Genomic DNA, 20422 nt, shown 5'->3' on the forward strand with positions numbered 1-20422 from the left:
CCGGGAGTCTGCCCGAGACGGGCGACGATCATGTGGGTGACTTGCTCAGCGCGTCGGGAGCGTGAACCCGCCGGTCATGAGCTCGTAGCTCATCTCGTGCACGTCCTGCGTGGTGACGAGGTCGATCCCCCGGCGCGCGGCCTCGGCGCGCGCGGCGCCGAACGTCGCGTCGGAGTCCTCGTGCGAGCGCCCGCGCGTCCAGTAGCGGATGGCGTGGCAGTGGCTGCGCGCGAGCCCACGGTCGAGGCGCAGGTGCTCGCGGATCGCCTTCACCGCGTGCCCCTCCCCCGCGACCCACGCGGCGACCCCGGCGGTGACCGCCAGGTCGCGCACCGCGTCCTCGAGCGACCCGGCGAGCGTCCGGTGGACCCAGGTGACGGGACGGGCGAGGTCCAGCTCGTCGTCGGGCTCCGCGACCTCGACGACCGTCCGGACCTCGAGCTCCGGCGGCAGCGCCTCGTGCAGCGCCGCGATCGCCGGCAGCGCGGCCTCGTCGCCGGCGAGCAGGACCGCGCGGGCGTCCGCGGGCGGCGTCCAGCCGCCGCCAGGGCCGACGACGCCCACCGGGTCGCCGGGGCGGGCGGCGCACGCCCACCGGCCCGCCGCGGAGTCTCCGTGCAGCGCGATGTCGATGGTCATCTCGCCGCGGACGGTGTCGAGCCGGCGCACCGTCATGCTGCGCGCGTAGGGCCGCGGCGCGTGCGCGGGCCAGACGAGCCCCGACGGCCCGGAGACCGGGAGGGTGACCTCACCCCCCGGGTCGCCGAAGAGCAGGCGGACGTGGGCGCCCGGCGCCACCGACTCCACCGAATGCAGCGCGTCGCCGCCGACCGTGATCCGCCGCATACGCGGCGTGAGCTGGGACGAACCGGTCACGCGCAGGCCGGGCAGCACCGCCATCCTCGCCACGCGCCCCACCTCCCGATCGCCCGAATGCGAGGAAGGCTAGCCTCACCAAGCTGGATCGAGCCACCCCGGAACCGTCCGGGGCGCCGAGCGGGTTCCGAGACACGTCGACACGCCGACGGCGCCCGGGAACACCACCCGGGCGCGGGACGTCAGAGCCCGAAGACCTTGCGCGCGGTCTCGCCGAGGATGTTGCGCTTGGCGTGGTCGTCGAGGAACGGCAGCGAGGCGATGCGGCCGGGCACGTCGAAGTCCCAGTGCGGCCAGTCCGACGAGTACATCAGCGTGTTCGGGGCGTCGATCGCGCGCAGCGTCGCCTCGAGCAGCGCGTCGTCGGTCCACTCCATCGGCTGCGACGTGTAGTACATCTCGCGCATGTAGTGCGACGGCGGCTTCGTCAGCAGCGGGGCGTCGGACTGGCGCATGTAGTACTCGTGGTCGAGCCGCTGCATCATGAACGGCACCCAGGCCAGGCCGCTCTCGATCCAGATCGTGCGCAGGTTCGGGAAGCGCTCGGGGATCCCGTTGATGACCCAGTTGGTCATGTGGGTCATGTTGCAGGTCACGAAGCTCATCGCGTGCGCCGACAGGAACCGGTTCATCGTCGACGTCATCGAGTCGGCCTGGTTCGGCCCGGCGTGGAAGCCGATCGGCAGCCCGCGCTCCTCGAGCATCCGGTAGAGCGGCATGTACGCGTTGCGGTGCACGCCCGCGTGGCGCTGGCTCGTGACGAGGAAGCCGATGACGCCGGGGTGGTCGGCGAACTCCTCGACGGTCGCGAGGCACGCGTCCGGGTCCTCGAACGGGAGGCCGAGCATCGTCTTGACGCGCGGCTCGCGCGGCAGGATCTGGCTGGTGAACCAGCGGTTGTAGGCCTGCAGCAGCGCGCTCGCGACCTGCGGCTGCGGGTGCAGGCCGGTCTCGAGCATCGGCTGCGGGAACACGACCTGCACGTCGATGCTCATCGCGTCCATCGCCCGGCGCACCAGGGTCACGTCGCGCTCGGCGCCCGAGGCCGCGCCGGGGGTCTCCTCGGCCAGCGACGCCTGGTGCGGGATGCGCCCCGAGACGTCCTGCATGGTCAGGCCCGGCGGGTGGTTGTGCAGCGCCAGGTGGGAGGCCTGCGGCCAGTTGCGCATCATCTGGTGCGCGGTGTCCTTGAGCACCGGCGAGTCGAGGAACTCGAGGATTTCCGGCCAGGAGTCGAGCTCCACGTGGTGGGAGTCGACGTCGACGATGAAGTAGTCGTCGAGGCCGTAGCGCTCGGTGTCGCGGGCGGCGTTCGCGAGGATCTCGCGGCTGTCGGTGTGGGTCGTGATCTCCTGCGTGGGCAGGCGACGCACTCCGTCGTCGATGGTCATGAACTGCTCCTTGAGAACCACAGGGCGAGGTCGAACGGGTTGAGGTCGTGCGCCTTGAGCGCGGCGGTGGCGAGGACGACGGACTCGGTGGGGGTCACGTCCGTCCCGAGCACGGGGTGCGCGTCCTCCTCCACGCCGACCGCGTAGAGGCGCGCCGCGACCGCGACGAGCCGGCGGGCGACGTCGGGGTCGAGCGCCGCGATGGCGCCGTCGCCGAGGCCGGCGTCGACCTCGGTGGTCAGCTGGTCGACCAGCTCGGTGATGCGGGTGGCGCGCTCAGACCGTGACACGGACCCGCCCGCCCTCCTCGGCGACCGTCACCGGGCGCAGCGCGAAGTCCGGGCGGCCCGGGTGGCGGCCGGTGGTGACGTCGTACTCGAAGCCGTGCCACGGGCAGACGATGTGCATCGAGTCGTCCTCGAAGGCGAGCCCGAGGCTGCGCTGCGCGTCGTCGAGGCGTTCGCGGACCCGGGAGACGATGCGGCCCTGGCAGGCCGGCCCGCCCTGGTGCGCGCAGCGGTTCTCGTAGGCGTGCAGCCGCCCGCGGAAGCGGAAGACGCCGACGGTGACGGCGTCGGCGCCCTCGCCGACGGTCACGACGAGGCGTCCCCGCTCGGCGATCTCCTCGCCGGCGCCGACGTCGTAGGTGCGGGTCGGCGGCGCCGATCCGTCGAGCGTGGTGGTCATGCCGACCACCGTGCGCCAGGCCACAACCCTTGTAAAGTTCAGGTATGTGGGCTGATACATGAGCAATCCTGCGTATTCGCTCCGTCAGCTCTCGTACTTCGTCGCGGTGGCCGAGGCGGGGACGCTCGCCGGGGCGTCGGCGACGCTGCACGTGTCGGCGTCGGCCCTCTCGCTGGCGCTCGACGAGCTCGAGCGCGCCCTCGACGCGCAGCTCACCGTGCGCCGCCGCGCCCACGGCATCCGCCTCACCCCCGCCGGCCAGGAGACGCTGCGCCGGGCCCGCCGGCTGCTGCGCGAGGCCGACGAGCTCGCCGACGCCGCGGGCGGCGACCCCGGCGACGTCGCCGGCACCGTCCGCGTCGGCTGCTACACGACGCTCGCGCCCGGCCTGCTGCCCGCGGCGATCGGGCGCTTCACCGCCGACCACCCGCGGGCGCGCGTCGAGTTCGTCGAGGGCTCGCAGGATCTGCTGGTCCGCGGCCTGCTCGAGGGCGAGCTGGACGTCGCCGTGCTCTACGACCACCGTCTCGACCCGGCCCTGGAGCTCACCGCGGTCTCGGCGAACATGCCGCACCTCGTGCTCCCCCGCGGGCACCGGCAGCTGCGCGGCGCCGAACCGGTCGCGCTCGCCGACCTCGTCGACGAGCCCATGGTGCTGCTCGACCTCCCGCCGAGCTCCGAGCACGCGCTCGGCGTCTGTCTCGCGGCGGGACTGTCCCCCCGCGTGCGCTACCGCACGGCGAACGCCGAGACGGCGCGCGCCCTCGTCGGGCAGGGCCTGGGTTTCACCGTGCTCGCGCAGGCCGACCCGGAGGCCGGGCGGCGCGAGGAGGTGGTCGCGGTGCCGATCGCCGAGGAGCCCGCCCCGCTGCCGATCGTGCTGGCGTGGTCGGGGCAGGTCGCACCGACGGCGACGGCCCGGGCGTTCGCCGCGGCGGTGACGTCCTGCGGGCCCACCGTCTGATCGCCAGGATGGGACGGGACGCACGCACGGCGGGGAGGGCCTTCGGTGGACGATCTGCGGGACGACGGGTACGTGGCCGCGCACCTGCGCGACGACCTCGACGAGGAGCCGCCACCCTGGCCGCCGCACGAGATCGTGCCGGGGATCTGGCAGTCCGGGAGCCCGGAGACCGGCGAGCACTGGGACGCCGTGTTCGACCTGCACGGTGCCGCCCCGCCCCTCGAGGACGTCGAGTTCTACCTGCACTGGATCATCGAGGACGGCCCGGCGCCCGACTTCACGACCCTGCGCGGACTCGCCGACCTGGTCGACGACATGCGCAACGACGGCAAGCGGGTCCTCATCCACTGCGCGGCCGGCATCAACCGCTCGGGCCTGCTCTCGGCGGCGGCGCTGATCCGCGGCGGGCACGACCCGGACGAGGCGATCGCGCTGGTCCGCCGGGCGCGCACCGGCGCGCTGAACAACCCGAACTTCGTCGAGATGCTCCACGACCCGCGATGGTCCCCACGTGCGTGACATGGGTCGTCATGACGACCCACATCGCTCACAAGGCCGAAGGCCATCCACACCGATCTGAGCGAGGACGGCCCCGACCTCCCGTGCGGTTCCGCACGGGTCGCCGTCCACCTCCTCCGGGCCGAAGGCGAGTCTCGCGCGGCCTGCGAGCTGTGCCGCGTTGCCCCGGCGTCGATCACGGTGGGCCACGCGACGGTCGGAGTGGAACCTCCACCCGTCGAGACGGACGATGAGCTCGCCGTGAGGACCGGAGTAGAGGACGTCCTCGAAGAGCACCGTGCCGTCCACGACCACGGGTACCTGTCGGACGCCGTGCGGCAGGCCGTGCGGACCCTCGACACTCAGGGCGTAGGACGACTCGAGGGCGGACATCACGCCCTCGATCATCAGCATCGCGGCGTCGCGGAGCGCGTTCCGGTAGCGCGTCGGACGCCGTAGCTCCATCGCCGCGAGGAGCTGCATCCCCGAGACGCCGCCGGCCAACGCCGACCGCTGCAGCACCGACATCGCGGAACGCGCCGTGGGCGAGGCCACCGCCAGATCGACAGCGGTGTGCACCGGCGCGACGATCGGCAAGCCCTCCTCGACGACGGTGATGTGCTCGAACGCGCGGCTCCGGTGCACCGTCAGGTCGCCGGTTCGACTCGTCGACCTGCCGTAGGCCACGCTCACGTGCGGCGAATCCGGGCGACGACGCACCATGCGCCAGCGAACACCGGCCGACCCGTGGCTCAGCGCCGCGGGCCAGCAGGCGAGCACCGCCGCCCAGTCCTCGGCCTCCGGCGTCAGCGGGCCGGTGAAGGTGGCCAGCGTGCCGTCGCGCAGGCGCTGCCATCGCTCGGCGTCCACCTGCGCGCGGATCTGGGCGAGGGTCAGCCCGTGCTCCAGGGCCTGTCGGCGGGTGCCGATGCCGTGCTGCTCGGCGAGCAGCGCTCGCCACGACTCAGGAACGTCCATGTCCTGGTTCGACGCAGCAAGGGCGCCTCCGGCTCCTCGTGAGTGCTACGGGTTGCCCAGGCCACCCATTTCACTCACGTGGCCGAAGGCCCTCAGCTCGTCGAACAGCGCCAGCAGCTCGCCGGTGTCGGTGGGACCGAGCCGCTGCTGGCGTCCGATCAGCACGGCGAGGGCGAGGTCGGCGAGGCGGCCGGCGCGGACCTCCTCGACGCCGGTGGCCACCAGGGCGTCGAGGACCACGCGACGGCGCTGCTCGTCGACGCGCTCCTGCACGACCGCCACGCGCGGGTCGCCGTGCGCCCAGGAGCGGATCGCGGTCTCGGCCTCGTGCGGGAACGTCAGCGCGAGGTGCTTGAGCACGTCGAGGCGGCCCTCGGGGTCGGGCTCGCGGCCGGCGATCTCGGCGAGGCGGCGGGTGTCGACGGTTTCCCAGTGCTCGAGCAGCGCGTCGACGAACCCGTCCCAGCCGCCGAAGTGGTGGTAGAACGACCCGCTGGTCACGCCGACCGCCCGGCACAGGGTGGCCAGGCGCAGCCCCGACCGGCCCTGGCACGCCAGCAGCGTCATCGCGGCGTCGAAGAACCCCTCGCGGTTGGTCACCGTCACGTCCCCACCCCCTTGCCGATCGAACGTAGCAGCTTCTATGTTCTCGACGACGAACATAGAACTACTTACGTTCCCGCTGGAGGGCGACCGTGGACCGCTGGGCCTGGCTGCGCCGCATCGCGGCGCTCGACCCGGCGTCGGCCGACGACGCCGAGGAGATCCACCGGATCACGGCCGGCATCGAGTTCCCCTGGGACGTGCGCCAGGCGCTCGGGCTCGCGCTGTTCCGGACCTACGCGGTGCCGTCGGTGGGCGAGCTGCTCGCCCGGACCGGGCAGTTCACCGCGCACACGCAGAAGCGCTACGACGACACCGTCCTGCTGCTCGGCGCCACCGTCGACCGCGGCGTCGACGACCCCGACGCGCGCACCGCGATCCGGCGGATGAACCAGATGCACCGCCGCTACGGCATCGGCAACGACGACATGCTCTACGTCCTCGCGACCTTCGTCGTCACCCCGCTGCGCTGGCTCGACGCGTTCGGTTGGCGACCGCTGCACCCGCACGAGCGCGCCGCGGCCGTGGCCCACTACCGCGCGCTCGGCCGGCACATGGGCATCCGCGACATGCCCGCCGACGAGGCCGGCTTCGCGGCACTGCTCGACGACCACGAGGCCGCGCACTTCGCCTACACCGACGGCGGGCGCGAGGTCGCCGACGCGACGCTGGGCCTGCTCACGACGTTCCCGCCGTTCTCGGCGCTGCCCGCCGCGGTCACGCGCCGGCTGACCACGTGCCTCATGGACCCGCACCTGCTGCGGGCGCTGCGCTACCCCATACCGACGCGCGCGGAACGGGCGGCCGCGCACGCCGGGATGCGCGCGCGGGCGCTCGTCGAGCGCCGGATGCCTCCGCGCCGCGCGATCGTCACGGTGGCGGATCTGCGCGAGGTCCGCTCCTACCCCGAGGGGTTCGACCTCGCGCGGCTGGGGACGTTCGACTGGCCGCTACACCGTCGTGCGGTGCGGCAGGTCGATGCCGTCGGTGTAGTGCTCGGCGGCGGCGCGCAGCCAGATCGCCTGGCGCTCCTCGGCGTCGGGCGTCGGGAAGCGCTCGCAGACCCGCGCGCGGCCCGGCGTCGCCTCCTCGCACGGGCCCCAGACCTCGGCGTACTCGACCTGGCCCGCCTCGGTCAGGGCCGTGGCGAGCACGACGGCGTCGTCGTGGTTCGCGCTCCACCCGAGGCTGTGCCAGCCCTCGACGTCGGGGCGGTGTCCCGGCGGGTCCGACCAGCCCCGCACCTCCCACTCGAGCTCGGCGTGCTCATGGCGACGACGATCGGACAGCGGACGCTCGCTCACGGCGATCACGCTCCTCGCGCAGCTCGGCGGCGGAGGCGGCCCGGTCGCCCGAGGGGTACGGGACGTCCGGGTCGTCAGTGCCCGGCATACACCTGCTGTTCACCGGAGTCGAGCAGCCGAAAGCGGTCCAACCGGTCGTCGCGGGAGGGACGGGCAGCGAGCGCGGACGATCGTGACCGGACCGTGACCTCAGGCGGGCGCCGGCGCCTCGCGGGCCCGATCACCGACCTCCGAGGTTGGTCAGGGCTTCGGCCAGGTCGACGACGTCGGCGTACTTGGCATCGAGATCGGCGAGGTTCTGGTCGTGCAGCGCGGTGGTGCGGTCCGCGCAGGCGTCGCGGACGACGATCGGGCGGAAGCCGGCCGCGAGCGCGTCGGTGGCGGTCGCCCGCACGCAGCCCGACGTCGAGACCCCGGCGACGACGATGGTGTCGACGCCGCGGGCGCGCAGGGTGGCGGCGAGCGAGGTGCCGGCGAACGACGACGCGTGCTGCTTGGCGACGACCGCCTCCCCGGCACGCGGCGCCAGCGCGAGCTCGCCCCACCCGCCGAGCGCACCCTCGGCGAAGCACGCCAGCGACGGCACCTTGGCCGCGAAGAACCCGGCGTCGGCCATGTCCGGGGCGAAGCGGACGACGGTCCAGATCACCGGGACGTCGGCCGACCGGGCCGCGGCGACCAGCTTGTCCGCGGGCCCGAGGACGTCGGCGGACCCCAACCAGAAGGGCCCGTCGGGCTCGACGTAGGCGCGGACGAGGTCGACGACGACCAGCGCCGGCCGGTTCCCCCAGCCCACACGCCCGGCGAACGGGGACCCGTGCGGATTGCTCCCGGACATGCTCACTGCTCCTCCACCATCACCGCGCGCGCGTTGCCGAGGTGGCAGCGCATGACCGCCCCCGCCCAGTCGCCGTCGCCGGCGCGCAGCGCGGCGACGATCTCCGCGTGGTGGGCGAGGCTGCGCGCCAGCGAGTCCGCGTCGTAGGTGCGGAACGTCCGGGTCACGACGGGCGTGTGCACGACGTTCGCCAGCGCCGCCGCGAGCGCGGGCGCGTGGGCCAGCGCGAGCAGGCGGGCGTGGAAGGCGCGGTTGAGGTCGACGAGGGCGTCGAGGTCCTGGTCGGGGCCGGGGGCGCCGACCGCGAGCATCGTCGTCGCCAGGTCGTCGAGCGCGGCGAGGTCGTCCGGGGTGACGTACTGCGCGGCGCGAGCGGTGGCCTGTGGCTCGAGGGCGAGGCGCACGTCGAAGATGCCGTCGAGGTCCTCGCGGGAGAACCGGGTGACGCGCGCGCCGCGGTGGGCCTCGAGCTCGACGAGCCCCTCGGCGGCGAGCCGGGTCAGCGCCTCGCGCACGGGGGTCCGCGAGAGGCCGAGCCGCTCGGCGATCTCGACCTCGCCGAGGTGCGCCCCGGCCGCGAGGTCGCCGTCGAGGATGGCCTCGCGCAGGTCGGCGAGGGCACGCTCGGAGGCGCGGCCCGCCCGCCGTTCCGTGCTCGTCATCCGCTCTCCGTCCCGATGTTGTACGCAACCTAGGGTGCGTCGCCGGGCTCGACAAGGCACGATCGCCGTGAGCCGTCCACCGTTGTGCACAAGGAGCCGCGCCGTGGGAGATCTGCTGAGCCGTCCCGGCAACCGCCGCGTCCGCCTGCGCGAGCTGCTCGACGCCGGGCGCCCGGTGCTCGCGCCCGGCGCGTTCGACGCCCACTCGGCACGGCTGGTGGAGCAGGCCGGGTTCGACGTCGCCTACATGACCGGCTTCGGCACCACGGCCTCGCTGCTCGGCCGCCCCGACATCGGGCTGCTCGGCCAGGCCGAGATGGTGGACAACGCACGCCGGATGGCCGCCGCGATCGACGTCCCGCTGATCGCCGACGCCGACACCGGCTACGGCAACCCGATCAACGTCATCCGCACGGTCCGCGAGTACGAGCAGGCGGGCATCGCCGGGCTGCACATCGAGGACCAGGTCATGCCCAAGCGCTGCGGGCACCTCGCGGGCAAGGTCGTCGTCCCGACCGAGGACATGGAGGCCAAGATCCGCGCCGCCGTGCAGGCCCGCGAGGACCCGGACATGGTGCTCATCGCCCGCACCGACGTCGCCGCCGTCGAGGGCCTCGACGCCGCCATCGAGCGCGCGAAGCGGTTCGCCGACGCCGGCGCCGACATCCTCTTCGTCGAGGCGCCGACCTCCGAGGAGGCCATCGAGACGGTCGCGACCGCGCTGAAGGGCCACCGCCTGCTGTTCAACTGGGCCGAGGGCGGCCGCACGCCCCCGCTGTCCTACGACCGGCTCGCCGAGCTCGGCTTCGCGCTCGTCCTCTTCCCCGTCTCGACGCTGCTCGCCGCCGACACGGCGATGCGCGCGGTGCTCCAGCGCCTGCGCACCGACGGCACCCCGGCCGCGGTGCTCGACGAGATCGGCGGGCTCGACGCCTTCGCCGCCCGTGAGGGGCTCGACGAGATCCGCGACCTCGAGACGCGCTTCACGAGCTGAGCTACTGGCCCCCGTCGCGGCGCCAGCGGTCGCCGTCGAGGTGGTCGAGGCCGAGGTCGGCGGCCGCCTGCAGGGCTTCCGGCGAGCGGCCGACCAGCAGGGCCATCCAGAGCGGGTAGTGCTCCTGCTGGCGCAGCGCGACCTCGTGCTGGGCGGCGATGAGCATCCCCGGCTTGGGCAGGCGGCACCAGCACCGCGCGTGGTCGGGCATCGTCGCGTCGGGGTGGTGCGGGCAGTGCACGACGTGGTCGAGCAGGTTGGCGACGCGCTCGCGCACGGTCCACAGCGTGCGGACGGCGGTCTGCTCGTCGGTCTCCCCCAGCGCCACGCCGCCCTGTTGACTGAAGCCGATCACCCGTCCGCCGGCGCCCTTCCACAGCCGGAGGCGCTCGACGGCGTCGGGGAAGATCTCGATGTCGAACGGGCCGCGCCACGGGCGGCCGAGGTCGTCGGGCGTGCGGCGCAGCACGCCCTCGATCTCGACGAAGAGCATCGGCACCGCGGGCCGCGACGACTGGCTCATGACCCGGCGATGCTAGTGCGCAACTGCTCCATCGTCGCGATCTCGGACGACTGGGACGCGACGGTGACCTGCGCGAACCGGCGCAGGGTGTCGTCGCTGCCGGTGTAGTCGCGCGCCATCGTCACGGCACCCTCGTGGTGGCGGATCATCGTGTCGAGCCAGAGCCGCTCGAACTCCGGGCCGCGCAGGGCGCGCAGCCGGTCGAGCGTCGCCGGGTCGGCCATGCCGGGCATGGCGCCGTGCATCGCGTGCTCGCCCGCGGGCAGTCCGCGGGCCAGGGCCAGCCCCTGCATCTGCCCGATCTCCTCCACCTGCGCGCGGTCGATGCGCAGGGCGATCGCCTGCAGACCGGGCGAGGCGTCCCGGCCGCCGACCATCGCCGTGAGCTCGAGGGCCTGCTCGTGGTGCGGGACCATCGCCGAGACGAAGGCGGCGTCGGGCGACGCCGGCGGGGTCGCAGGTGCGTCCGCGCACCCCGCCAGCGCCGCAAGTGGGATCAGGACGGCGGCGAGGGCACGAAGCATCGCCGCCATCCTGTCAGGACCGCAGCGCCCGCCGGAGGAGCTTGCCGGTGACGGTCTTGGGGATCTCGTCCATCAGCTCGACCTGGCGCGGGTACTTGTACGCCGACATCCGCTCCTTGCAGAACTGGATGAGCTCGTCGGGCTCGACGCTCTGCCCCGGCCGCACGGACACGAACGCCTTCACGGTCTCGCCGCGGTACTCGTCGGGCACGCCGACGACCGCCGCCTCGCGGACCGCGGGGTGCTCGTAGAGCACGTCCTCGACCTCGCGCGGCCAGACCTTGTACCCGCCGGCGTTGATCTGGTCCTTCTTGCGGTCGACGACGTAGAACCAGCCCTGGTCGTCCATGTAGCCGACGTCGCCGGTCTTGAGCTCGACCGACCCGTCCGGGGCGCGCAGCGCGTTCTCGGTCTCCTCGGGCTTGTTCCAGTACCCGGGCACGACCTGCGGCCCGCGGGTGACGATCTCGCCCACCTCGCCGACCTCGGCGTCGGAGCCGTCGTCGCGCATGATCCGCACGACGGTGGAGAACACCGGCACGCCCACCGAGAGCGCGCCGGAGGCCTCGTCGACCGGCGCCTCCGAGCCTCGCGGCGTCCCGTGCGAGGGCGAGGTGGTCTCGGTCAGGCCGTAGATGTTGTGGATGTAGTGCCCGAAGTGCGCCGAGAACGCCTTGACGGTCGACGGCGGGATCGGCGCGCCGCCGGAGTAGATCTTCGCCAGCGAGGAGAGGTCCTCCTTCACGGCGCCCTCGGTGTTCATCAGCGCGATGAACACAGTGATCGAGCCGGCGGTGAACGTCGGGCGGTGCTCGCGGATCGCGTCGAGCATGACGTTCGGCTCGAAGCGGTAGGCCAGCACGAGGGGCATCGGCACGAGCAGGCAGACCGCGGTGTGTGCGACGACGCCGGTGATGTGGAACAGCGGGGCGACGCCGAGCACCGAGTCCTCGGGGGTCAGCCCGCACCACTCGCGGTAGACGCGGGCGTTGAACACCACGTTGCGGTGGGTGTTCATCGCGCCCTTCGGCGGCCCGGTGGTGCCCGAGGTGTAGCCCAGGAACGCCGCGTCGTCGAGCTCGAGCTCGACGGGCTCGGGCTCGCGGTCGCCGACCGAGGCGAGCACCTCGCTCATGTCCTCGGTGCCGTCGTGGCGCGTGCGCTCCATGCCGCCGAAGAGCCGCGGGTCGTGGCGGGTCTGGAACTCCAGCGGCGAGGTCGTCCACGCGATGCGCAGCGACGGGATCGTCGGCACGACCTCCGCCGCGACCTGGCCGAACAGGTCCTCCTCGGCCAGCAGGGCGGTGGCCTCGCAGTCGGAGAGCAGCGTCGTCAGCTCGCGGACCCGGCTCATCGGGTTGATCGAGACGACGATGCCGCCGGCCTTCCACGTGCCGATCGCGGCGATGAGCACCTGCGGGATGTTCTGCAGGTAGGTCGCGAGCCGCTGGCCCTTCTCGAAGCCGCGGTCGGCCAGCGCGACGGCGAACTGGTCGGAGAGCCGGTCGAGCTCGGCGAGGGTGAGCGTGCCGTCGAAGTACCGCACGATCTCGGTCTCGGGCGCGCGGCGCAGCGAGTCCTCGAACATCGCCAGGGCGCTCGAGAACTCGGGCTCGACGTCGTGGGGGTACTCCGGGCGGTACCGCGGGAGCCAGGGGCGCTGGTCGTAGGTCCCCATCAGCGGATCACCACGGGGTTCACCGGGGCGCCGGTCGCTTCGTGGATCTTCAGCGGGGCGGCGGTGTAGAGGAAGTCCCAGCGCCCGTCGGCCGCGCAGGCGTCGGCGAGGTCGTCCAACCAGATGATCTCGGCGAGGCTCACGCCGAGGTTGCGCAGCAGCGACGCGTGCAGGGGCAGGAGCACGCCGCTCTCGGGGTCGGCGGTGACCTCGTTCGCGATCGTGTCCGTGACCAGGTTGGGGATCTCCTTGTTCTGGAACCACTCGACCAGCTCGCGGGAGTAGGTCAGGCCCGGCTCGACGAAGCCCTCGTAGAACTCGTCGGCGGGGGTCGCGTAGAAGTACTTCAGGAAGCCGGTCCGGATCAGCAGGATGTCGCGGTCCTCGATCGTCACGCCCTGCTTGCCCGCGGCGTCCTCGAGGTCGCGGTGGGTGAACGTCTCGCCCTTGTCCAGCCAGTCCTTGCCGCGGTGGCGCGCCATGTCGATCAGCACGCCGCGCCCGACGATGCCCCGGTTGGCGATCGGCAGCACCGACGCCCAGCTCATGCCGCCGCCGTTGGTGGTGTCGGCGTGGCGCCCGTTCCAGAGCGTGTCGTCGTACCAGGCGTGGCCGAGCGCGTCGTACTGCGACGAGCCCTGCAGGAAGATCTCGGCCTTGTCGTCCGAGGCGCGGATGCCGCCGGGGAAGCTCGGGCCCTGCCCGGACTCGAAGACGTCGTGGTCCCACACCATCTCGCGCTTGATGCCCTCGCGGCCCGGGAAGACCGGGTCGCCGTGGGGGTGACCCATCGGGCACTGCAGCGTGAGCACCTGCCCGCTCTTGACGCTCGCCACGCCCCGGAGCACCTGGGCGGCGTCGAGGTAGTTCAGGGAGCCGACCTCGTCGTCGTCCCCCCACTTCCCCCAGTTCTTGGGGGGGTTGTCGCCCAGCAGTTCCCGCATCGACGGGACGTCGGCCATGAGCTCCTCCTCGAGATCACCGTGAGGTGGCCCACGGTGCCCGGTCGCCCGGCGACCGACAAGGGGCACTCGGGCAGCCTCCGAGCGAGTGGGATGTCAGGGCCGAACGGGTGAGCACGTAGGACCGCACGCGTCAAGAGCGGGCCAGCATCCGTACGCTCCACGGACAGTCTGTGCGCAGAACGTCCTATTCGACCCAAGTGAGCCTGATGACCGATTCCCTGCTCCTCCCGTCCGAGCCCGGCCGCAGCGTCCTGCGGTGCCCGGAATGCCGGGAGGTACCGGCCTTCACCCCCACGCCCACGCAGCCGATGGCGGGCGGGACGTTCGGGGTCCTGCGGTGCTCCTGCGCCGCGCACCCGGTGCTCGACTCCATCCCGATCGTGCGGCGGGGGCGGGTCGACGTGCAGGACCACGTCACCGGGCGCACCGAGGTCGCCGGCCCCGACCACGACGCGCTCGTCGCGCTGCTCGAGGCCGACCGGGGGCTCGACGCCCTCGTCGCGATGCTGACCTTCCCGCCGGCGGTGCCGTTCGGGCTCGGCGGGCGCCGCAAGCTGCGCCTGCCGTTCACGCGCGGGCCGTGGCCGAGCCTGGCGCTCGCGGCCCGGCGCGGCGAGGTCACCGCGATGCTCGCCGACCACGAGTCGCTGACCGCCCAGGACTGGATGGAGCTGTGCTACGCGCGTTCCTCCGAGCAGATCGCGGCGGACATCTTCCCGTACTTCTTCGCCCGCTACGGCCAGCCGCGCTACGTGGCGTCGATCGAGTTCGCCCGGCACCTGCCCGTCGGGCGCGGCGCCGTGCTGGACCTCGCGTGCGGCTTCGGGCACCTCATGTACCACCTCGGCGCCCGCGACGAGCCGCTGCGCACGGTCGGGGTGGACCGCAACTTCTTCCAGCTCTGGGTGGGGCGGCGCTACATCGCCCCGGACCAGGAGTTCGTCTGCGCCGACCGCGTCGAGGCCCTGCCGTTCGCCGACGACGCGTTCGCCGCCTCGCTGTGCTCCGACGCGTTCCACCTGTTCGACGACCAGCAGGGCGCCGCCGACGAGATGCGCCGGGTCGCGGCCGACGACACGATCCTCATCGACCGCATCGGCAACGCGCTGCTCGAGCCGCACGACGGCGACCACGAGCGCACGCCCAAGGGTTACGCGGCACTGGTCGACGGCGCACCGCTGCGCCTGACCAGCGAGGACGAGCTGATCGACGCCTACCGTGCCGGCCGCGGCCTGCGCCTGCGCGAGGAGCGCGACCCCGACGAGCTCGCCGAGCAGAAGTGGCTCGCCCTGGTCAGCTCGCGCGACGAGACGCTCTTCGACGACGCGGACACCCTGCCGTGCACCCCGCACGGCGCCGGGACGCTCCGCATCAACCCGATCTTCCACGTCGAGCGCGACGACGAGGGCGTGCACCTGGTCTTCCGGTACCCGTCGACCTGGTACGCGTTCGAGAACGCGCAGATGCGCTCGTACACCTCCGCGGGCGAGCACCTCGACCCCGAGGCGTTCGACGCGCTCGTGGAGGGACGGCCGATCGCGCAGACCCCGCTGCTGCTGCGCCGCTGGGTGGTCCTGGGCATGCCCCCGCGCTACGCCCGCCGGCCCGGGACGCCGCCCGCCATCGGGTCGGTGGGCGAGGGCCTGCGGCGCGGGGCGCTGCGGCGCCTGCGGCGGACAGGAGCCTCGTCGCGGGGCTGACCGCTGATCACACGTGACGCTACGGTTCGGCCATGCGGCCGTCGGTCCAGGATCTCCGGGAGATCGAGTGGTTCCGACGGCTGCCCCCCGAGCAGGTCGCCCAGGTGGCCCAGGCGTGCGCGGTCGTCACGCTCGCCCGTGACGCCGTGCTCTACCGCTCGGGGGCGGCCGCCGACGCGTTCTTCGTGCTGCTGCGCGGGCGGGTCGGGGCGTGGCGGGGCGACCCCACGGGGCCGGAGTCCATGCTCTACTTCGTCGCCGACCGCCGCCACGAGAGCCTGTGCCTCGAGAACGTCGTCGCCGACATCCCGTACTTCGCCACGATGCGCGGGCTGCTCGACGACACGCGGGTCCTGCGCATCCCGGCGTCGGTGCTGCCCGCGATGCTCGAGGCCGACCGGGAGCTCGGGATCGCGATCGCCCGTCACATCGCCCAGCGCCTGCAGACCTTCACCGAGCAGATGACCGACCTCGGCTCGCTGCCGGTGGTGCGGCGTGTGGCGAAGTTCCTGCTGGCCAGCAGGCAGCACGGGTCCGACCTCGTCGTCGTCACCCTGCGCCAGGCGGAGCTGGCGAGCCGGCTGGGGGCGGCGCGGCAGTCGGTGAACCAGGCGCTGGCGACGCTCGCGCAGCGCGGCATCATCGCGACGGTCGGCCGCGGGGTGTACCAGATCCGCGATCATCCGGGGCTCGTCGCGCTCGCGCGCGGCGGGCCGGCCCCGGGGCCTGGATCACGGGCGCGCGGCGTGGTCGGATCCGCGGGTGCCCGCGACGCATGAGGTCACCAACCAGGTCCCCCCGTTCGTCGGCCACGACGTGGCCGACGACCCGCCGCTGCTCGAGGCCCTCGAGCGTGAGGGGGCCGGCTGGGCCCGCGAGGACGTCCACGAGGTCGGCCGTCTCGCCGGCTCGGCGACCGCGCTCGAGTGGGCCGACGCCGCCCACCGCCACGAGCCGCGGCTGCGGACCCACGACGCGGTGGGGAACCGCGTCGACGAGGTCGACTACGACCCCGGGTACCACCGCCTCCTGACCGAGGCCGTCGGACGCGGCTTCGCGGGCGCCCCGTGGGCCGACGACCGACCGGGCGCGCACGTCGCCCGCGCAGCGGGCTTCCTGACCTGGTCGCAGCTGGAGGCGGGCCACGGCTGCCCGATCTCCATGACCTACGCCGTGCTGCCGGCCCTGCGCGCCGCCCCGGACCTCCTGGCGACGTTCGGGCCGGGCCTGACCAGCACGGTCCACGACCCGGGCCTGCGCGAGCCGTCGACCAAGCGCGGCCTGCTCGCCGGCATGGGCATGACCGAGAAGCAGGGCGGCTCGGACGTGCGCGCTAACGCGACCGTCGCCCGGCCCGACGGCGAGACCTACCTGCTGACCGGGCACAAGTGGTTCACGAGCGCCCCGATGTGCGACCTGTTCCTCGTGCTCGCCCAGGCCCCGGGCGGGCTGACGTGCTTCCTCGTGCCGCGCGTGCTGCCGGACGGCAGCCGGAACACGTTCCGCATCCAGCGCCTCAAGGACAAGCTGGGCAACCGCTCCAACGCGTCGAGCGAGCCGGAGTTCGACGAGACCGTCGCGTGGCGGGTCGGCGACGAGGGCCGCGGCGTCCGCACGATCATCGAGATGGTCGCCTGCACCCGGCTGGACAACACCCTCGGCTCGGCGGCGGGGATGCGGGCGGCGGTGTCCCGCGCGGCGCACCACGCCCGGTACCGCTCGGCCTTCGGCCGGCCGCTGATCTCCCAGCCGCTGATGCGCGAGGTGCTCGCCGACCTGGCCTGCGAGTCCGAGGCGGCGGTGACGCTGTCGCTGCGGCTGGCGGGGGCGCAGGACCGGTCGTCCTCCGATCCCCACGAAGCCGCGTTCCGGCGCATCGGCGTCACGCTCGGGAAGTACTGGATCTGCAAGCGCCAGACGGCCGTGGTCGGCGAGGCGCTCGAGTGCCTCGGCGGCAACGGCTACGTCGAGGAGTCGGGGATGCCGCGGCTGTTCCGCGAGTCGCCGCTGAACTCGATCTGGGAGGGCTCGGGCAACGTCAACGCCCTCGACCTGCTGCGGGTCCTCGCCCGCGAGCCGGCGTCGCTGGAGGCGTGGCGCGCCGAGGTCTCCGGCGTCGACGACCGGATCGACGCCGGCCGCAAGGAGGTGGAGGCCGAGCTCGCGCACGCCGACGAGCGCAGCGCCCGGCGTCTCGCGGAGCGGATGGCGGTGCTGCTCTCGGGCGCGCTGCTGGTGCGCCACGCCCCGGCGGCCGTCGCGGACGCCTACGTGGCGTCGCGGGTGACCGGTGAGGGCGGGTACGCGTTCGGCACCCTGCCGCGCGGGGTCGACGTCGACGCGGTCCTCGAGCGCCTGCCGCGGGGGATCTGATGGACCACCTCATGCCCGGCGTCCGCGCCGCCGAAGTCGACGGGCGCATCCGCACCCACTACCTCGAGTCGGGCCCGGCCGACGGCGAGCCCGTGGTGTTCGTGCACGGCAACCTCTCCACCGGCCGGTTCTTCGAGCACCTCATGCCCGGCGCGCCCGAGCGCTGGCGCCTGCTCGCCCCCGACATGCGCGGCTTCGGGCGCACCGAGCCGGCCCCGATCGACGCCACGCGGGGGCTCGGCGACTGGGCCGACGACCTCGTCGGCTTCCTCGACGCGCTCGGCGTCGACCGGCCCGCCCACCTCGTCGGCTGGTCCACGGCGGGCGCGGCGATCGCGCTCGTGGCCCGCGCGCGACCGGTGGCGTCGCTGACGTTCCTCGACCCGGTCTCGCCCTACGGCTTCGGCGGCACGTTCCGCGACGGCTCGCCGTGCTGGCCCGACGTCGCGGGCTCGGGCGCCGGCGTCGCCAACCCGGAGTTCGTGCGGCGCCTGCGCGAGGGCGACCGCGGCGACGACAGCCCGCTCTCGCCCCGCAACGTCATGAACGCGACGTACTGGGCCGCGGGGCACCGCGAGCCGCGTGAGCGCGAGGACGTGCTGGTCGACGAGATCCTGCTAACGACCATCTCCGACGACGGCTACCCCGGCGACGCGCTGCCCTCGGAGAACTGGCCGGGCGCGGCACCGGGCACCCGCGGGCTGCTCAACGCCCTGTCGCCGAAGTACTGCGACTGGTCGTGGCTGCCGACGCTCGACCCCAAGCCCCCGGTGCTCTGGACCCACGGCAGCGCCGACGTCGTCGTCGCCGACGGGTCGGCCCTGGAGCTGGGCACGCTGGGGGCGGCCGGGACCGTGCCCGGCTGGCCGGGTCCGGACGTGTTCCCGCCGCAGCCGATGGTCGCCCAGATCCGCGACGTCCTCGAGGCCTACCGCGCCGCGGGCGGGCGCGCCGAGATCGAGTTCTTCACCGGCTCCGGCCACGGGCCCCACGTCGACGCCGCGGACCGGTGGTCGGCGACGTTCTTCGCGTTCCTGGAGTCGACGATGCGCTGACGCGCACGTGAGTGGAATGGGTCGCCGGGACAACCCAAGTCACTCACGTGCGCGGAGCGCATACGCGGCGAGGAAGACGTCGACGGCGTGGTCGGCGGTGGCCTCGACGTCGACGGTGATCGCGGCGTGGAACATGCCGTCGTCGAGCGAGCGGCCGAGCACGAGGAAGGCGAAGTCGGCGGCGGCGCGGGCGGGGTCGTCGAGACGCAGGACGGTGCCGAACTGCTCCGCGAGGGCGGCGAGCACCCGCGCCGGCACCTCGCGGTGGTAGGTGGCCGCGAGGTCCGGGAACCGGCCGGCCTCGCCGATGACCAGCCGACGCAGGGCCAGGACCTGCGGGTTCAGCACGGCGGCGAGGTAGCGCCGCGCCACCGCGCGCAGCGCGGGCTCGACGTCCGCGGGCGCGTCGACGTCGGCGAAGGCCCCGACCAGCTCCGCGGTGAACGCCTCCGCCGTGGCCGTCGTGCCCAGGACGATCTCGCGGAACAGACGCTCCTTGTCGCCGAACTGGTGGTAGACGGTCTGCTTCGACACGGCCGCGGCCGCGGCGACCTGCTCGGTGCGCGTGCCCTGGTAGCCGTGGGCCAGGAACAGCTCGGTGGCCGCGCGGACGATCGCCGCGCGCTTCCCGGTGGCGTCGCCCGCCGGCGCGGGACCGGCGCCGACCCGCACGAGCAGCCCCTCGTCCACGGCGACCACCTCCCGATCTGGACGGTACGGTACCAGGAGCAGTACCGTTCGGTTCTCATCTCAGTACCGATCAGTCCAGTGAGGACGACACCATGTCCCGCCCCACCGGTCCCTCCGGCAGCCCGCTCGTCGGGCGCGGCGACGCCGACCGCCACGCGGCGGTCACCCGCTCGCTGCTCGGCTACGGCCTCGTCGCCGGCCCGTTCTACGTCGTCGTCGGGCTCGCGCAGGCCCTCACCCGCGACGGCTTCGACCTCACCCGCCACGAGCTGAGCCTGCTGGCCGCGGGGCCGTGGGGCTGGATCCAGATCGCCAACCTGGTGCTGACCGGGCTGATGGTGCTCGCCGCGGCCGTCGGGATGGCCCACGCGCTGCGGGTGCTCGGGAGCGGGCCGGGGACGACGTGGGGCCCGCGCCTGGTCGGGGCGTACGGGGTGGGCATGGTCGGGGCCGGCGTGTTCGTCGTGGACCCGGGCAACGGCTACCCGCCGGGCACGCCCGACGGCCCGGCGACCACGGTCAGCATCGGCAGCCTCGGCCACCTCGTGTTCGGCGGCCTCGGGTTCCTCTGCCTCGTCGCCGGTGCGCTGGTGCTCGCGCGCTCACAACGTCCGGGGCTCGCGTGGTTCTCGCGCCTCACCGGCGTGCTGTTCCTCGTCGCGTTCGCGAGCCTCGCGTCCGGATCGGCGAGCCCCGCCGTCGTGCTCGGCTTCTGGGCCGCGCTGCTGCTCGTGTGGGTGTGGCTCGCGGTCGTCTCGCTCGACCTCTACCGCCGCACGCCGCTGCTGACGCCCGCCGGCACCTAGCCGAGGACCTGGTCCAGGCCCGTCAGCTTGAGGGCGCGGGCGGGCTGGCCCTGGGCGCCGCGCAGCGCGAAGGTCGCCCCGGCCTCGGTGGCGCGGTGGTGGGCGCCGAGCAGGACGCGCAGGCCGCACGAGTCGCAGTAGGTGACGGCGGCGAGGTCGACGACGAGACCGACCGGGGCGTCGTCGAGCGCGGCGCCGACGGCGTCGTCGAGGCGCCCGTGGCTGTCGTAGTCGAGGTCGCCGCCGACGGTGACGACGGCGTCCCCGCCGGTGCGCTCGGTGTGGATGATCAGCTCGGTCATGGCGACACCTC

The 20422-nt window shown here is 73.6% G+C and carries 24 protein-coding genes; 8 read left to right on the forward strand and 16 right to left on the reverse strand.

The features are described from left to right. Window positions 1-45 precede the first annotated feature (45 nt). The 4 genes from EV188_RS25100 to EV188_RS25115 form a co-directional block, all read right to left on the reverse strand. Window positions 46-900, reverse strand: a complete 855-nt coding sequence (locus tag EV188_RS25100) for a siderophore-interacting protein (RefSeq protein WP_243741988.1) — start codon at window positions 898-900, stop codon at window positions 46-48. 158 nt (window positions 901-1058) lie between these two features. Further along, the gene (locus tag EV188_RS25105; protein WP_243741979.1) at window positions 1059-2267 is read right to left on the reverse strand and encodes an amidohydrolase family protein; all 1209 of its coding nucleotides are present in this window, start codon (window positions 2265-2267) and stop codon (window positions 1059-1061) included. Continuing rightward, window positions 2264-2557: a hypothetical protein gene (locus tag EV188_RS25110; protein ID WP_133829053.1), complete on the reverse strand. Its 294-nt coding sequence runs from the start codon at window positions 2555-2557 to the stop codon at window positions 2264-2266. The genes EV188_RS25105 and EV188_RS25110 overlap by 4 nt, the downstream gene beginning before the upstream one ends. Beyond that, window positions 2544-3014, reverse strand: coding sequence for a Rieske (2Fe-2S) protein (locus EV188_RS25115; protein ID WP_243741980.1), 471 nt, complete (start codon window positions 3012-3014; stop codon window positions 2544-2546). The genes EV188_RS25110 and EV188_RS25115 overlap by 14 nt, the downstream gene beginning before the upstream one ends. On the opposite strand from EV188_RS25115, the gene EV188_RS25120 reads away from it, so the two are divergent. Further along, window positions 3013-3918: a LysR substrate-binding domain-containing protein gene (locus tag EV188_RS25120; protein ID WP_133829054.1), complete on the forward strand. Its 906-nt coding sequence runs from the start codon at window positions 3013-3015 to the stop codon at window positions 3916-3918. The genes EV188_RS25115 and EV188_RS25120 overlap by 2 nt on opposite strands. A gap of 45 nt (window positions 3919-3963) precedes the next feature. After that, on the forward strand, window positions 3964-4437 hold the full coding sequence (locus EV188_RS25125; protein WP_133829055.1) for a protein-tyrosine phosphatase family protein: 474 nt from the start codon (window positions 3964-3966) through the stop codon (window positions 4435-4437). 9 nt (window positions 4438-4446) lie between these two features. On the opposite strand, the gene EV188_RS25130 is transcribed toward EV188_RS25125, so the two are convergent. The 6 genes from EV188_RS25130 to EV188_RS25155 all read right to left on the reverse strand — a co-directional run bounded on the left by EV188_RS25130 (window position 4447) and on the right by EV188_RS25155 (window position 8801). Further along, window positions 4447-5394 (reverse strand): hypothetical protein, encoded by a 948-nt coding sequence (locus tag EV188_RS25130; RefSeq protein WP_133829056.1) that lies wholly within the window; start codon window positions 5392-5394, stop codon window positions 4447-4449. 45 nt (window positions 5395-5439) lie between these two features. After that, window positions 5440-6000, reverse strand: a complete 561-nt coding sequence (locus EV188_RS32790) for a TetR/AcrR family transcriptional regulator (protein ID WP_133829057.1) — start codon at window positions 5998-6000, stop codon at window positions 5440-5442. A 65-nt stretch (window positions 6001-6065) separates the two neighbouring features. Next, complete coding sequence (locus tag EV188_RS31930) at window positions 6066-6611, reverse strand: hypothetical protein (RefSeq protein WP_166660062.1); 546 nt, start codon at window positions 6609-6611, stop codon at window positions 6066-6068. Between the two features lie 336 nt (window positions 6612-6947). Beyond that, on the reverse strand, window positions 6948-7301 hold the full coding sequence (locus EV188_RS25145; RefSeq protein ID WP_133829058.1) for a hypothetical protein: 354 nt from the start codon (window positions 7299-7301) through the stop codon (window positions 6948-6950). Window positions 7302-7521: 220 nt separating this feature from the next. Next, window positions 7522-8139 (reverse strand): isochorismatase family protein, encoded by a 618-nt coding sequence (locus tag EV188_RS25150; RefSeq protein WP_133829059.1) that lies wholly within the window; start codon window positions 8137-8139, stop codon window positions 7522-7524. A 2-nt stretch (window positions 8140-8141) separates the two neighbouring features. After that, entirely contained in the window at window positions 8142-8801 is a 660-nt protein-coding gene (locus EV188_RS25155; RefSeq protein ID WP_133829060.1) for a GntR family transcriptional regulator, read from the reverse strand. 103 nt (window positions 8802-8904) lie between these two features. Here EV188_RS25155 and EV188_RS25160 point away from each other — a divergent pair, with 103 nt between their 5' ends. Then, complete coding sequence (locus tag EV188_RS25160; RefSeq protein ID WP_243741981.1) at window positions 8905-9795, forward strand: isocitrate lyase/PEP mutase family protein; 891 nt, start codon at window positions 8905-8907, stop codon at window positions 9793-9795. 1 nt (window position 9796) lies between these two features. Here the strand turns inward: EV188_RS25160 and EV188_RS25165 are convergent, their stop codons facing one another. Genes EV188_RS25165 through EV188_RS25180 form a run of 4 tightly spaced genes read right to left on the reverse strand, consistent with a single transcriptional unit; the run spans window position 9797 to window position 13482 of the window. Next, window positions 9797-10318 carry an HAD family hydrolase gene (locus EV188_RS25165; RefSeq protein WP_133829062.1) on the reverse strand — a complete coding sequence of 174 codons (522 nt, stop codon included), beginning with the start codon at window positions 10316-10318 and terminating at the stop codon, window positions 9797-9799. Then, the gene (locus EV188_RS25170) at window positions 10315-10842 is read right to left on the reverse strand and encodes a DUF305 domain-containing protein (protein ID WP_166660063.1); all 528 of its coding nucleotides are present in this window, start codon (window positions 10840-10842) and stop codon (window positions 10315-10317) included. Before EV188_RS25170 ends, EV188_RS25165 begins: the two co-directional genes overlap by 4 nt. Window positions 10843-10855: 13 nt before the next feature. Further along, window positions 10856-12520: a class I adenylate-forming enzyme family protein gene (locus EV188_RS25175; RefSeq protein ID WP_133829064.1), complete on the reverse strand. Its 1665-nt coding sequence runs from the start codon at window positions 12518-12520 to the stop codon at window positions 10856-10858. Beyond that, on the reverse strand, window positions 12520-13482 hold the full coding sequence (locus EV188_RS25180; RefSeq protein ID WP_133829065.1) for a cyclase family protein: 963 nt from the start codon (window positions 13480-13482) through the stop codon (window positions 12520-12522). Before EV188_RS25180 ends, EV188_RS25175 begins: the two co-directional genes overlap by 1 nt. A gap of 209 nt (window positions 13483-13691) precedes the next feature. Here EV188_RS25180 and EV188_RS25185 point away from each other — a divergent pair, with 209 nt between their 5' ends. The 4 genes from EV188_RS25185 to EV188_RS25200 are packed head-to-tail and all read left to right on the forward strand — an operon-like array spanning window position 13692 to window position 18613. Beyond that, window positions 13692-15185 carry a class I SAM-dependent methyltransferase gene (locus tag EV188_RS25185; protein ID WP_133829066.1) on the forward strand — a complete coding sequence of 498 codons (1494 nt, stop codon included), beginning with the start codon at window positions 13692-13694 and terminating at the stop codon, window positions 15183-15185. A gap of 32 nt (window positions 15186-15217) precedes the next feature. Beyond that, window positions 15218-15964 (forward strand): Crp/Fnr family transcriptional regulator, encoded by a 747-nt coding sequence (locus EV188_RS25190; RefSeq protein WP_133829067.1) that lies wholly within the window; start codon window positions 15218-15220, stop codon window positions 15962-15964. Further along, entirely contained in the window at window positions 15948-17558 is a 1611-nt protein-coding gene (locus EV188_RS25195) for an acyl-CoA dehydrogenase family protein (protein WP_133829068.1), read from the forward strand. The genes EV188_RS25190 and EV188_RS25195 overlap by 17 nt, the downstream gene beginning before the upstream one ends. Further along, window positions 17558-18613 carry an alpha/beta fold hydrolase gene (locus EV188_RS25200; RefSeq protein WP_133829069.1) on the forward strand — a complete coding sequence of 352 codons (1056 nt, stop codon included), beginning with the start codon at window positions 17558-17560 and terminating at the stop codon, window positions 18611-18613. Before EV188_RS25195 ends, EV188_RS25200 begins: the two co-directional genes overlap by 1 nt. 39 nt (window positions 18614-18652) lie before the next feature. Here the strand turns inward: EV188_RS25200 and EV188_RS25205 are convergent, their stop codons facing one another. Further along, the gene (locus EV188_RS25205) at window positions 18653-19303 is read right to left on the reverse strand and encodes a TetR/AcrR family transcriptional regulator (RefSeq protein ID WP_133829070.1); all 651 of its coding nucleotides are present in this window, start codon (window positions 19301-19303) and stop codon (window positions 18653-18655) included. 92 nt (window positions 19304-19395) lie between these two features. Between EV188_RS25205 and EV188_RS25210 the strand changes: the two genes are divergently transcribed. Beyond that, the gene (locus EV188_RS25210) at window positions 19396-20109 is read left to right on the forward strand and encodes a DUF998 domain-containing protein (RefSeq protein ID WP_133829071.1); all 714 of its coding nucleotides are present in this window, start codon (window positions 19396-19398) and stop codon (window positions 20107-20109) included. Here the strand turns inward: EV188_RS25210 and EV188_RS25215 are convergent. Beyond that, on the reverse strand, window positions 20106-20411 hold the full coding sequence (locus EV188_RS25215) for an STAS domain-containing protein (protein WP_133829072.1): 306 nt from the start codon (window positions 20409-20411) through the stop codon (window positions 20106-20108). The two genes, EV188_RS25210 and EV188_RS25215, sit on opposite strands and share 4 nt — an antisense overlap. Window positions 20412-20422: the final 11 nt, after the last annotated feature.

This window comes from Actinomycetospora succinea (genome assembly GCF_004363095.1).
Classification (GTDB): Bacteria; Actinomycetota; Actinomycetes; order Mycobacteriales; family Pseudonocardiaceae; genus Actinomycetospora; species Actinomycetospora succinea.